The sequence below is a fragment of the Neobacillus sp. BP17 genome (assembly GCF_059579525.1).
The window spans coordinates 1346326-1360669 of sequence record NZ_CM184198.1 but is presented as its reverse complement, the minus strand read 5'-3'; the positions used below and the strand labels follow the sequence as shown (position 1 = coordinate 1360669).

11 protein-coding genes and 1 pseudogene are annotated in these 14344 nt (G+C 37.9%); 4 read left to right on the top strand and 8 right to left on the bottom strand.

The features are described 5' to 3' along the window. Positions 1 to 22: 22 nt before the first annotated feature. Together deoC and deoR are read right to left on the bottom strand one after the other, a co-directional pair. Entirely contained in the window at positions 23 to 697 is a 675-nt protein-coding gene (gene deoC / locus AC4QJR_RS06470) for a deoxyribose-phosphate aldolase (protein WP_496525688.1), read from the bottom strand. 134 nt (positions 698 to 831) lie between these two features. Beyond that, a complete protein-coding gene (deoR, locus tag AC4QJR_RS06465; protein WP_098572107.1) occupies positions 832 to 1773 on the bottom strand; it encodes a DNA-binding transcriptional repressor DeoR in 942 nt (313 codons plus the stop codon). Positions 1774 to 1959: 186 nt separating this feature from the next. Here deoR and AC4QJR_RS06460 point away from each other — a divergent pair, with 186 nt between their 5' ends. The 4 genes from AC4QJR_RS06460 to AC4QJR_RS06445 all read left to right on the top strand — a co-directional run bounded on the left by AC4QJR_RS06460 (position 1960) and on the right by AC4QJR_RS06445 (position 7192). Continuing rightward, positions 1960 to 4137 (top strand): MMPL family transporter, encoded by a 2178-nt coding sequence (locus tag AC4QJR_RS06460; RefSeq protein WP_496525687.1) that lies wholly within the window; start codon positions 1960 to 1962, stop codon positions 4135 to 4137. A 216-nt stretch (positions 4138 to 4353) separates the two neighbouring features. After that, complete coding sequence (locus AC4QJR_RS06455) at positions 4354 to 5469, top strand: metallophosphoesterase (RefSeq protein ID WP_496525686.1); 1116 nt, start codon at positions 4354 to 4356, stop codon at positions 5467 to 5469. 153 nt (positions 5470 to 5622) lie between these two features. Further along, positions 5623 to 6903, top strand: a complete 1281-nt coding sequence (locus tag AC4QJR_RS06450) for an ArsB/NhaD family transporter (RefSeq protein ID WP_098572104.1) — start codon at positions 5623 to 5625, stop codon at positions 6901 to 6903. A gap of 7 nt (positions 6904 to 6910) precedes the next feature. Continuing rightward, positions 6911 to 7192 carry a hypothetical protein gene (locus AC4QJR_RS06445; protein ID WP_496525685.1) on the top strand — a complete coding sequence of 94 codons (282 nt, stop codon included), beginning with the start codon at positions 6911 to 6913 and terminating at the stop codon, positions 7190 to 7192. A gap of 96 nt (positions 7193 to 7288) precedes the next feature. Here AC4QJR_RS06445 and larC read toward each other — a convergent pair. The 6 genes and pseudogenes from larC to AC4QJR_RS06415 form a co-directional block, all read right to left on the bottom strand. Continuing rightward, positions 7289 to 8746: pseudogene (gene larC / locus AC4QJR_RS06440) on the bottom strand (nickel pincer cofactor biosynthesis protein LarC). 44 nt (positions 8747 to 8790) lie between these two features. After that, positions 8791 to 9546, bottom strand: a complete 756-nt coding sequence (gene larB / locus AC4QJR_RS06435; protein WP_098572100.1) for a nickel pincer cofactor biosynthesis protein LarB — start codon at positions 9544 to 9546, stop codon at positions 8791 to 8793. Positions 9547 to 9571: 25 nt separating this feature from the next. Next, positions 9572 to 11044, bottom strand: coding sequence for a gluconokinase (locus tag AC4QJR_RS06430; RefSeq protein WP_098572099.1), 1473 nt, complete (start codon positions 11042 to 11044; stop codon positions 9572 to 9574). 145 nt (positions 11045 to 11189) lie between these two features. After that, positions 11190 to 11990, bottom strand: a complete 801-nt coding sequence (gene larE, locus AC4QJR_RS06425) for an ATP-dependent sacrificial sulfur transferase LarE (protein ID WP_098572098.1) — start codon at positions 11988 to 11990, stop codon at positions 11190 to 11192. Between the two features lie 88 nt (positions 11991 to 12078). Further along, entirely contained in the window at positions 12079 to 12849 is a 771-nt protein-coding gene (locus AC4QJR_RS06420; RefSeq protein ID WP_496525684.1) for an SDR family oxidoreductase, read from the bottom strand. A 22-nt stretch (positions 12850 to 12871) separates the two neighbouring features. Next, positions 12872 to 14140, bottom strand: a complete 1269-nt coding sequence (locus AC4QJR_RS06415) for a nickel pincer cofactor-dependent isomerase, group 22 (RefSeq protein WP_496525683.1) — start codon at positions 14138 to 14140, stop codon at positions 12872 to 12874. Positions 14141 to 14344 lie beyond the last annotated feature (204 nt).

The following is a 14344-nucleotide window of genomic DNA, read 5'->3' as shown; positions in this document are numbered from 1 at the left end:
AATTAACCTCACAATTGATTATTTAGTAATTGCTTAAGGATAGCTCACCTTTACTAATTGATACGCCAGAACTTGCACCAATTCTAGTCGCTCCTGCTTCAACCATTGCGAGTGCATCTTCACGGCTGCGAACCCCACCTGAAGCTTTCACACCAATTTCTGGACCCACGGTTTGACGCATCAAGCGAATATCCTCGACAGTGGCTCCGCCTGTTGAAAAACCTGTAGATGTTTTTACATAGTCTGCCCCAGCTTTTACAGAAATTTCGCATGCTCTAATTTTTTCTTCTTTTGTTAACAGGCAAGTTTCGATGATAACCTTCACCAATGCTTTCCCTTTAGCAGCCTCGACAACAGCAAGGATATCTCTTTCCACCAAGTCATCTTGCTTATCTTTTAAAGCACCAATATTAATTACCATATCGATTTCATCTGCTCCATTTTCAATCGCATTTTTTGTTTCAAATGCTTTAGTTTCAGGAGTAGCTGTTCCAAGAGGAAAACCAATGACGGTACATACTTTCACTTCAGGAGTGTCAGCAAGCATATCAGCTGCTGTTCGAACCCAAGTGGGATTCACACACACCGACGCAAATAAATATTCCTTTGCCTCTTCCACTAGCTTTACAATTTCTTCTTTTGTTGCATCAGCCTTTAATAATGTATGGTCAATCATTCCTACTAAATTCTGTGTCATATTCTTCGTCTCCCTTATCATGAAATTATATATAAATGTTTAAGTCAATTATCACAATGTAACTATATCAAACAATATGAACATTTGTAAATACATTTATGAACAAACGTAAAATTTTTTCCTTCTGTTTATATTTAGTTTTTATCTAGCAAGAATTGTGCTGTAAACTGGTCCGTAACAAGCACGTTTGCATACCCGCCTTTTAATGCCCCAAATATTCCCTCAATTTTATTGGGTCCTCCTGCTACAAGAATGGAATAATCCTTTTTCTTTAGATCATCTAAATTTACTCCAAGTGTTCTTTCATTTAGACTCTCGTTACAAACTTCCCCGTTTTCATCAAAGAAACGGGAGCAAATATCACCCACAGCTTTTCCATATAGGGACTCTAGGTCACTCTCTGTAAAATAGCCTAATTGAAATAGTAAGGAATCTGTTTTAATTGTTCCGATGGTAAATAGAGCAATATTCGCCTGACTACCTAGGTCAAGGATTTTTCGGATATGACGATCAGCCTCCATTGCCTGTTTTACAACGACATGGTCCACTATCGCTGGAAGAGGAAGATTGTGTGGTGTAGTATGAAATGCCTTTCCAAAAAGATATAAAATCTCTGATGCATACGTATTTGTTTCAGCGTGGCTGACACCACCCTTTAGTTGGACAACTTTTACCCCTTTAACAAATTTCTGTTTTAATTCAATGGCAATATGGTAGAGGGTGGTTCCCCATGTTACACCAATTATGTCATCATCCTTAACAATTTGATCTAGATAAATGGCGGCTTTTTCTCCTAGATAATTTTTTATAATATGGTCTTCATATTGTGGAATTGAAGCGACAACCGCCTTCTTCAGATTGAATTTTTTTTCAAGTTGTCCTGCAAGATTCTCAACATCTTCCGTCGGATCCATTATATTAATCTGGACAATTCCCTCACTTTTTGCCTGTTGGAGTAAACGCGACACAGTGGGACGGGAAACACCTAGTTTCTTAGCAATTTCGTTTTGATTATAATCCAACAGATAATAGAGCTTGGCTGCTTCAATAACTTTAGTTAACTTTTCACGATCCACTATTATCACCTTATCGTTTATTATTTTACTTTTATTGTAACAAAAAAATGAAACAATATCACTTTTATTTAACATTTGTAAAATACAACATGAATATTATTTCAATTATTCACACGAGGCTAAGCGAGGAACATGAATTTTCGGCCTCTTTAATGGGGAACAATTATTATGAGAGGTGGCGATATTGTGCAGAAATTAGGTGAACTTATTTACGAAAAGCGAAAATGGGTTCTGGTAAGTTGGAGTCTCATTATTTTACTATTAGGTTTGTTTGCATTAAAACTGCCAAGCGTTCTTAGTGGAAATGGTTTTGACTATAACGGAGAATATAATAAAACACGCAACCTTCTCGAGCAAGATTTTGGATATGCAAAATCCTCCATTATTCTTGTTTTTGAAAAAGACAAAGCCATTAGTGATGAAGATTTCAGACAATTTATTTTAAACAATTTTGAAAACTTAGCAGGCTTTGATGCTGCACAGCAAATTATTTCCCCTTTGGAACGAGAAGGAATGATGAAAACACAATATGCCTATGGTCTTCTTACTTTTAACAAAAAAGCTGAAAACCTTGGGGCAGAAATCAGCCAATTAAAGACTCTACTAGTAAATAAAAAGGGCCTAAAGGTCACAATGACTGGCGAACCTATTATTGTCCAAGACCTTAATACTGCAAGCCAAGAAGATTTAGCAAAAGCGGAAATGATCAGTCTGCCAATTGCGTTAGTGGTTCTTATTCTTGCTTTTGGAGGTCTTATTGCGGCATCACTCCCGATTGTTATTGGCGTAGTTTCTATATTATGTACAATGGGAACTGTTTACTTTTTTAGCTATCGTGCTGATTTAACAATCTTTATTTTAAATATTGTTCCGATGATCGGGTTAGCGTTAAGTATTGATTTTGCCTTGTTATTTATTAATCGATATAAAGAAGAAGTGAAAACAAAGTCTATAAAGGATGCTCTTGAGATAACAGTTTCTACTGCCGGTCGTTCGATTATCTTTTCTGGAATTTGTGTTTTTATTGGTCTATCTGCATTGTGGTTTATCAAAATCGATATTTTTCAGAATGTTGCGCTTGGTGGAATGACTGTTGTGTTCATTTCTGCGGTATGTGCCTTAACCTTTCTTCCTGCGCTGCTAGGTGTTTTGGGAACTAAAATTAATAAATTTAGTATTTTACCCGCTGTGGACAAGCAAACGAAAAGTTTTTGGCACCAGTTTGCTAAATTTGTCATGAAACGACCTATTCTTATGTCAGTAGCAGCCCTTGCAATTCTTTTAGCAGGATTGATTCCTGTTAAACAAATGGTTTTAGCGATCCCTGGTACAGAATCCCTGCCGCCAAATTACCCTTCAAGAACTGCCTTAGAGATCTATAAAGACCATTTTGTTGCTAAAGAAAAGCGAGATGAAAAAAAAGTCGTCGTGATCCTGGAATCAAGTGGTAACATTCTTGATTTGAATAACCTAAAAAAAGTGAATAACGTGATTAAAAACATTGAAAACGATGAACTGGTGAATACCGTTCATTCACCCTTTTCAGCAACTGGAATAAAGGATGTAAACCAGCTTTATCAAATACTCACCTCCGGGAAAACAACAATGGCATCTCCAATTATCGACTACTTTATAAGAGATAATAAAATGCTCTTAGAGGTATATTTAAAAACTGGTGAACATTCTGCTAAAGCAAGACAATGGGTAAGTGACTGGTCAAATAAGGATCTAGGTTTAAACGCTTCCTTCGGCGGATCGATAAAATTCGAGCAAGAAATTTTTTCTGAAATCTACCAAAAAGCACCAGACGGACTTTTATTGATTGTTCTTTCGACTTTTGTCATTTTAATGGCAGCATTCCGCTCCATTCTTATACCATTGAAAGCAATTGTAATGAATATCTTAAGCCTGAGCTGCACCTTTGGGATCCTAGTCTGGATTTTCCAGCAAGGGCATTTTGGTGTCACACCTGTAGATATTGCATTAATTTTACCTGTATTTGTTTTTACTCTTGTTTTTGGACTATCGATGGATTACGAAGTGTTCCTTATCTCAAGAATTCAAGAATTTTACTTAAAAACTGGAGATAATAGTGAAGCGACTATATCTGGTTTGACTTATACTAGTAAAATTATCACTTCAGCGGCTGCCATTATGATTGTCGTCACGGGTGCATTTGCCTTTACCGGCGTCATGCCTGTTAAGCAGCTAGGTGTAGGAATTGCTATAGCAATTTTTATAGATGCAACCATAGTGAGGATGGTGCTAGTTCCAGCTCTCATGAAACTACTTGGCGATTGGAACTGGTGGTTTTTTGGCGTCAAACATAAAAAACGGCATGTGACTAACAAAAAGCCAGCCTGATTTAAAATACAGGCTGACTTTTTTTGTATTTCACACTCTAACTAGCAGCTCTTAACATTGTTCCTCTTAGATGTTCTATTTCCATTGTAATTGAAAATGATTTTCAATTAAGTGAGCCTGATCCCATTTTATATTATGGTCCCTTTATCATAATTCTAGTTAGATAACGAATACTAAGAAAACCTTTAATGCAAGATTATGAAGGAGGTTTTCAAATTGAACAAAAAAATGCTTATTTTCCTTATCATTCTCTCACTTTTTGAGTTCTATCATCCTGCCTTATCGTTTAAGGCTGCTACTGTACATCCACCGCCAGGGGTAGTTGATTTACGTATCCTGGAAACTACTGATTTGCACGCATCTTTAGTCAACTATGACTATTACCAAACAAGAGTAGACAACCGAATTGGCCTCGTCAAAACAGCGACACTTATCAAGAAGGCAAGGAAGGAAGTACAAAATTCTTTATTATTTGACGATGGAGATCATCTGAAGGGAAATCCCCTTGGAGAATATTTAGCGAGAATTCGAGGAATACGTAAGGGAAAACTTCATCCGGTTTATCGTGCCTTTAATTATTTACATTATGATGCCGTTGCCATTGGTAATCATGAATTTAATTACGGGTTAGAATTCTTAAATGCCGCCGTGAAAGGCGCAAAGATGCCCGTTCTTAATGCCAATGTTTTCTCTGTTAAAAAGAAAAAGCCATACTTTACTCCGTATGTTATTTTGAAAAGAAAAGTGGTTGATCAGAATGGGAGAAAACATCATCTAAAAATTGGGGTAATAGCATTTATGCCGACACAAATCATGAAATGGGATAAGGCAAATCTTGAAGGTAAAGTTATGGCTAAACCCATGGTAGATACTGCAAAAGAATTTATCCCAATCATGAAATCAAAAGGAGCAGATATTATTGTCGCCCTTGCCCATACAGGAATCAGTTACGGAACATATAGCGCTGAGTCGGAAAATGCTGTTTATTATTTATCAAAAATCCCTGGCATCGATGTCATTTTGGCAGGGCATTCTCATAATGTCTTTCCAAGTTCTGTGTATAAAAACTCTCCTGACACTAACATCGAAACGGGACAAATTAATGGTAAACCTGTTGTAATGGCAGGGGCCTTTGGAAATCATCTTGGAATTATTGATCTCAGATTAAAAAAAACAAATGGCCAATGGGGCATATTAAAAGGGACTTCCTTCACAAGACCCATTGTTAATGATGCTGGGACATCCCTCGTTAAGAGAGATAAACGTCTTTATCAGTTAGTTAACCCAGAGCATCAGGAAACTGTTGATTTTATTAATAAATTAGGGCTTTAATAATTAAAACTTTCTTTACATTCAAAGTTTAGTTAATTAAAATAAAGTTAAAAATATAAATGGTGATTTTATTTGGGGGAGTCTGTCACACAGGCTCCTTTTTGTCATTTTTTAAATGGAACCATTTAAAAACTTGGGAGAAGAGGTTATTACATGTCAACTCAAGCATTAATCGCACTTGGTGTATTTTTAATTACCTATGCCTTTATCGTCACTGAAAAGATTCATCGAACGATCATTGCCATGTGCGGCGGAATTATGATGGTATTACTAGGAATTGTCGGGCAGGAAAAGGCGCTTCACCATATCGACTTCAATACACTCGGATTATTGACCGGTATGATGATCATTGTTGCGATCACTTCTGAGACTGGATTGTTCAAATACATAGCGATTTGGTCAGCAAAAAAAGTGAAAGGTGATCCATTAAAAATATTGTTGGTGCTCGGAATTATTACAGCCTTGGGGTCAGCCTTTTTAGATAATGTAACAACGGTACTATTAATGGTTCCAGTTACTTTCAGTATCACGAGACAATTACGGGTTAATCCGATTCCCTTTTTAATAACCGAAGTAATTGCCTCGAATATAGGCGGTACCTCTACACTGATTGGCGACCCTCCGAATATCATGCTCGGCAGCGCCGTAAAAGAACTTACCTTTATGGCCTTTATTAATAATCTAACAGCGATATCATTCTTTATTCTATTTGTTAATATTGCGATCCTAGCATTTATTTATCGGAAACAGCTTCGAACAACAGATGACTTAAAGGCCAATTTAATGGACCTAGATGAAAAGGAAGAAATAACAGATACCAAGTTACTAGTTAAATCGTTAACTGCTCTCTCGCTAACGATTTTGGGGTTTTTCCTGCATCAACTTTTTCATATTGAATCTGCTACCGTCGCGTTAGCTGGTGCTTTCCTCCTGCTTCTATTAACTGGAGAAAAGTATTTAGATAAAGCATTTTTAAAAGTAGAATGGACAACTATATTCTTCTTTATCGGCCTTTTTGTATTGGTATCAGGATTGATAGAGACAGGGGTAATTTCGTTATTAGCAGATTACTCTGTACACCTAACTGGAGGGGATGTTACATCCACATCAATATTAATTCTCTGGGTTAGCGCGATTGCCTCAGCTTTTATTGATAACATTCCGTTTGTTGCCACCATGATTCCAATGATCAAAGATATGGGGGAACTTGGCGTTACTAATTTAGAACCTCTTTGGTGGAGTTTATCTTTAGGGGCATGTCTAGGTGGAAATGGTACATTAATTGGTGCGAGTGCCAATGTGATTGTGGCGGGTCTTGCTGCGAAGGAAGGCTATCCGATTACATTTGGAAAATTCATGTTGATTGCTTTTCCATTAATGATTTTATCCATTATTATTTGTACGGTTTACATATATTTAAGATATCTCATTTAGGAGGGTTATGATGAAAGTAGAGTATAAATATAACGAACAGTTTCTCGAGCTAAAGGAAACCCCTAACGGCGAGGATTTTGAATTCACCCTTACTTTGGTTGATAACAAATGGAAGAAAAAAATCGAAGAAATTCGTGAGTATTTTGATACAAACAACATCCTAACTGATATCCATTTTTATATTCATCCGAATAATAGGTTTCAAATAATCGTTAGAAAAGACTTTTATAATGAATTTATCATTCAGTTGTTTAAGCAACAAATAGTGGAAAAGATTAAATGGGTTTAAAAAGGAGGCTGCCATTATTCTGAATGGCAGCCATTTTTATACTCCAAATCTATTATTAGCTACGAATCTTGCTTAATATGAGGTGAGACTTCGGGCTTATTCTTCTCTTCCCAAAGCCTTCCAAACCATTTCGTAAACCTTTTTCACGGGAATGTCATGAAGTCGTGCAATGCTTTTACATTCTTCAAACTCCGGAGCACATTGAACAATTTGTCCATTATACATTCCTTCTTTTACTGTCACAGGACCCCACATGGTAGTAACTTTCCTAAACTTTCTTTCTAACCGGTGTACGGTTAAAGGATAGTAGCGTATTCCTAGTGTGGTAGTTTCCTTAAAAAGAATTTCTTTCATTGTATTTATATGTTTCTCTGAACAAAGTAGTTGAAGTAATACGCCTGGTCTATTTTTTTTCATATATATCGGGGTATAGAAAACATCATTAGCGCCAGCCTCAAACAGCATGTCCATTACATAGCCAAGCCATTCTCCAGGAATATCATCGAGATTGACTTCCATTTTAACCATCTGATTATCAAGATGCTCATTACTGGGAGGAAGTTGAGAGACCATTAAATCATTTCCTTTCCTTTGGTAACGAAAAATAAATATAGAAAAAGGACGTCAGCTTAAAGTTTCCTTTTAGTCTTCTCCAATGACGACACGAAGCACATTGGGATGATTTTTAAAGGTCTTCGTTCCAGCACCATAACCAATGGATGTAACCTTCATGGATGGTATCGGGCAAAATTCATCTGCCAAGACAGCCACAATTGCTGCTCCCGTTGGAGTGGTGAGCTCGAAGCGAATGTCAGATTGTTCAATTGGTACACCTTTTAAAATTTCAAGAGTGGCCGGTGCAGGTACAGGATAAATACCATGATCAATATGGATACGACCTGTTCCCACAGGAATGGGCGAGGATTTAATAACATCTATTTCTAATTGATGAATTAAGATAGCTGCACCGATAATGTCAATAATCGAATCAACTGCCCCAACTTCATGAAAATGGACCTTCTCCAAGGGAATTCCATGGATATGTCCTTCCGCTTCACCAATTCTTTTAAAGATTTTTAATGCTGTATTTTTCACAGGCTCAACAAAACCTGCCCCCTCAATTAAAGCAACAATGTCTTTATAAGCCCGGTGTTCATGATCATGATGATGGCCATTTCCATGGCTATGATTATGGTGGTCATGATGATGCTCATCCTCGTGCGCATGGATGTGTTCGTGACTGTGTCCATGTTCGTGTTCATGGTCATGTACGTGACTGTGTTCATGTTCGTGTTCATGACTGTGTTCGTGATCATGTTCGTGTTCGTGATCATGGGCATGGATGTGTTCGTGATCATGTTCGTGTTCGTGATCATGGGCATGGTGATGGGAATGAACATTCTTCAACATCACATCAAATTTAGTACTTGTAATCCCATTTTTCACTAACTTTGTCCATTTCAACATATATTCATCATCAATATGAAGTTTTTTTAATTCTTCTACTAAACGATTCGGATCTGCGCCCGCATCAATCAAAGCTCCAATGACCATATCTCCGCTAATACCTGAAAAACAATCAAAATAAAGTGTTCTCACTATTTCCCGGCCCCTTTTTGTGCAAGTTGATCAATTAATACGGCATTATATCCCCCGCCAAACCCATTATCAATATTCACAACACTAATCCCTGATGCACATGAATTCAACATCGTTAATAAGGCAGATAATCCATTAAAATTTGCTCCATACCCCACACTCGTTGGCACAGCTATAACCGGATGTGAAACGAGTCCGCCAACTACACTTGGAAGTGCCCCTTCCATACCCGCAACAACAACAGAGACTGTGGCATTTTGAATTTCCTCAGCATGACTTAGCAAGCGATGAATTCCAGCAACACCTACATCATAGATACGATGTACTTTGCTGCCTAATACTTCGGCAGTAACCGCGGCTTCTTCGGCAACACGTAAGTCCGATGTACCTGCACAAATTACGGCAATATATCCTTGTGACTCTCCTTCAAACAATTTGTCCTCTTTCCAAAAAAGAATTTGTGCTACTTCTTTGTAAATAAATTCAGGGCAAGAACGTTGGACAATTTCTGCCTTTTCCTTGTTAATACGCGTGACGAGCACTTGGTTATTTCGAGCTCTTAACACTTGGATAATCGAAATAATTTGTTCAGTCGTTTTCCCTTCACCGTATACGACCTCTGGGAAGCCTTGACGTTTCTTACGATGATGGTCAACTTTAGCAAAACCCAAATTCTCAAATGTTGCTAGTTGCTCTTTTGCTTCTTTGACACTTAGGGTTCCTCTTTGAACCTGCTCTAAAATTTCTTCAAGCATTCATTTCCCCCCTATTTATATAAACTCAAAAATGTTTAGACATTCCACTTGCCAGCTTTTCATATTTCTCATAAATAAGTCTATATTTTTCACTATTCTCTTTATTAGGAACGATTGCCTTACCCATTGGGATATTCCTTTTAATCTCTTCAAAGGAATGAACTTTATCAATGGCCACTAATGCTGTCCAGGCTGCTCCCCATGCTGCGCTGTGGTGGCTCTCCGGCACATAAATTTCCGCCTCGAATACATCTGCCATCATTTGCAGCCACAATGGAGATCTGGATAAACCACCATTAACATAAATCTTTTGATGTTTCCCTGCTAAACTCTCTAAAGTTTTGCCAATTTGAAAGAGGTTAAAAGTAATCCCCTCTAGAACCGCTCGAATAAAATGTTCTCTTTTATGCGTAACAGATAATCCAAAGAAATTCCCTTTTGCCCGTTGATTCCAAAGTGGTGCTCTTTCGCCATTTAGATAGGGGTGAAAGATGATTCCATCGGCACCAAGCGGCACCTTTTCTGCATCTGCAAGGAAATCAGCAAAGTCTCTAGGATCATTCAAAAGGTCTTTTAACCATTGTAGTGCATTCCCGCCATTATTGGTAGGACCTCCAATGATAGAAAAATCCTTTGTAAAAGAATAACAAAAGGTTTCTTGATTTTCGCTCATTTTAACTCCACTTGTGAATTGCCGAATGGCCCCGCTAGTCCCAACTGAAACCGCCACTTCACCAGGGAGAATCGCTCCAATTCCCAAGTTAGCCAATTGGCCATCCGCAGCACCGATGACAAAAGGAAGGTCAGAATCAATCCCCATTTCATCGGCTTTTAGAGGATTAATCCCTGTTAAAATCTCGGTTGGGGGGACAATTCTAGAAAGCTGATTTTCATGAATACCCGTTAGAGATAATAATGTTTGATTCCACGTATGTGTGTCAGGATTAAATAACCCTGTCGCAGATGCCATTGAATAATCTATAACCCTTTGATTATACCAGCATTGAAGTAAATACTCCTTAATTGACATAAAGTATTTCGCTTGAACGTAAGGTTCATATTTCGTTTCTTTCATCCATAATAACTTAACAAATGGCGTCATGGGATGAACCGGTGTACCTGTGTCTGAATACACCTCATTTCCCATTGTTTCTATCACTGATTCTGCTTGTAGATAACTTCTTCCATCCGCCCAAATTAAGGCCGGAGATATAGGAGTGCCATTATTATCCACACAAATAAGGGAATGCATGGCGGAAGAAAATCCAATTGAAATCAAATCATTTTTCTCAATCTTGGCTTTCTCTATTGCCTCATGTATTGCTTGTACAGCTGATTGCTCAATCTCAATAGGGTTTTGTTCGACCCATCCTTGCTTTGGATAATGGAATGTGTTCATTCTCTCAGCTTCGGCGACTAATTTACCTTGGAGGTCAAATACGCATGCTTTAACACTTGTTGTTCCGATATCAAGTCCCATTACAACTTCTCTTGACATGTTCTCCTCTTCCTTTTCACATAACAATAAGTAATATTATTATTTATTGCTATTTTTATAATCGTTATATTAAAAGGCTCTGGATTATTCCAAAGCCTTTTTATTAAAAGTACTTTCCTAAAGCACATTTGCAAAGAAGAAAGCTCTATGACAGCACCTTATTCATGCTTCCACTCTGATATCCAATTAAATCTAACGTGATATATTTGTACCCATATCCTTGAAGTGCTTTCACGATTGCGTCATGATTTTCAAGAATCTTCTTCATTTCATTAGGTTCTACTTCGATCCTTGCAATCTCCTGATGTGTTCGCACCCGTACCTGATGGATAGCAAGTGACTTTAAATAAGCTTCGGCTTTTTCTACCTTCGTCAGCTTTTCTTTTGTAATATATTCCCCGTAGGCAATTCTTGATGAAAGACACGCTAATGATGGTTTATCCCAAGTTGGCAAATCAAATTCTCTCGAGAGTTCTCTGATTTCTTGTTTAAACAGATTAGCTTCTAGGAGTGGACCGCGTATCCCCTTCTCTTTAGCGGCCTGCATACCTGGTCGAAATTCATTCATATCATCTGCTATGACACCATAAACCACATTTTGAAAGCCCTTTTCATCCATGACTGGAATCAAATGATCAAATAAACTGCTTTTACAAAAATAGCATCGATTTCTATTGTTTTCCGCATATCCTGGAATAGCAAGTTCTGAGGTTTCAATCACTTGGTGCCTGACACCTATTTGATTTGCAAGAACTCTTGCCTCTTCTAGTTCACTAGAGGGGTAGCTTTCAGAGTCTGCTGTTACTGCGAGTACATGCTCAGCCCCTAGGGCATCCACAGCAGCCTTTAATAAAAAAGTACTGTCTACTCCTCCTGAAAATGCAACTACCACTGATTCCATATCTCGGAGAATAGACTTTAATTTTTTGTATTTCTCTGTTAGCATGGTCTGTTTCTCCCCCAATCCCATATCTAATTTAAGTCAGCCATTGTTAATTTATTTAATGGACTTTAGAATTATGTTCACCTTGGATTTATATTGTCATGCTGCCAAAGCCGCCATCTACTCTTATAAGCGTTCCTGTTACAAAACTCGACGCTTTTTCAGAAGCAAGCCAAACCGCAGCACCTTGTAACTCTTCCGCTTCACCAAAACGATTCATTGGAGTATGTCTCATGATTGATTCAATCCGCTCTTTATCTAAAATTTTTCGGTTTTGTTCCGCAGGGAAAAATCCTGGAATAATTGCATTGACACGAATCCCATTTGGTGCAAATTCACGTGCTAAAAATTGTGTAACGCTGTTAAGGCCAGCTTTTGATACGGAATACGTAAATACTCTTGATAATGGGGTTGTTGAAGAAACAGAAGAGATATTAATAATACTTCCTTTTCTTTCCTGCTCAATCATTTTCTTTGCAAAAATCTGACAGGTTAACACAATACCTTTTAAATTTATATCCATAATTTTGTCCCATTCGTCCATACCAAGTTCAAAGAAGGGTGTAGCACTATTTGTACCCGGGGCGTTTAATAGAATGTCCCATCCGCCGGACCATTGTTCAATTTCATTCGCAACGTTTTCTAAGGAATCTTTTGAACTAACATCTGCAGAAAATGCCTTGGCTTCCCCGCCACTCTCATTAATTTCCTTGGCAACTTCTTCTGCTTTTTCAAGATTACGTCCAACAATTGCAACTTTGGCGCCGTGGGAAGCCAAGCCTTTTGCCATTGCTGACCCCAAAACACCATTTCCACCAATTGCAACTGCAACTGTGCCACTTAAATCAAATAATTGTGCCATGATTACTCTCTCCCTTTTTCTATTAAAATAAATTTCCACTTTCATTGAAAGGAATGTCATAAAGATCAGAACATTGTTCCATATTAGGATGCTGCCTCACGTAATCTAGTAAAGGCTCCGATACTTCAATTTCACTTAATACTAATGTATTTTTTATGCGTACTAATTTAACGTTCGTAAAATCTAGAATGTTACATGTTTTAATTGCTGCTTGGAATGCTTGTTTATCATTTGGTAAGGTCGTAGCAATTTTAGTTGGAGCCACAACGGTTGAAGTTAAACCATTCGCATAGGTTCCTTCTTTATCCATCTTGTCTACAAGCCGTTGCGTCGTAAAGTCTGCCGTTCCTACCCCATTTGCATTTCCCTCGGATTGATGGGTTACATCGAGGACCACCATTTTGTTAACATCCGGTCCACCAGAAGCATATGGAGTTGGATAACGTCCGGTAATATTAGGATCCATTCCATCTCCACTAATGTTTTTGCCAATTTCATCAATGACAAGGACATCCAATTGATCAAAGAAAAGCTTTGGCAATAACTCTTTTGCTTGCTTTTGAAGTTCAGGTTCTTTATTTATAATCTCTTCTGTCGTAAGTACTTCAATAATAGCTACTTTATCAAATGCATTTTCAACGGATGCAACCCCAAACAGGAATGGGGTCTTTTCCATGATGATCTTCGCCATGGCAGGAACATTTTCTGCCATATACTTAAATCCCATTTGATGGCAAGCTTCTGCACCTTTTTGCTTTCCTAACCCAATACTGATCATCTTCATCATTCCACTTTCAACAGGACCACGAAAAGCTGTGTGTGGTTTGATACGGTTAATGACCACAATTCCATCTGCTTCTGAAGCAAATTTATCCACATAAATAGGCAATCCATTCGGCAGCTCACTAATTTTTACTACTTCCATTGAAGAGCGAATCTCACAGCCGACACTTTCTTCGGTTACCCCAAGATGTGCTAAAACTTCGCGCTGTCCCTCCGCTGTCGCGCCCCCGTGGCTCCCCATACTTGGCACTATGAAAGGTTTGGCCCCCAAATCTTTTAAAAATCTTACTGTTACTTCGGTCATTTCAACGAGGCGATCGAGCCCCCGGCTGCCAACAGCGATGGCAATTTCCATCCCAGGCTTAACCTTTTCCTGAATTTCTACTCGTTGTAATTGTGCCATCAGGGTTGAACCAAGGTCATCAATTTTTTTGTTATCAAAGTTCACTTTGACCTTTGCCATTTTAGGAACTGGAATATCTTTTAATAATTCTTGCAGGATACCCATAGTTGCTTCACTCCTTTTTTATACCTATTAAGTTTTCCTCTTTCGATCCTATTCCATGTACTTATGAAATTTTATAAATGATAATCCTCTTGTAATCCCTTACAAAAGAAGTATAAAAAAAGGTATTTTTATTTAATTTGTTTACCAAACAAACTAATTATCTGTATAATAACATTATGAACAATTTACGTCAATAAATATGAG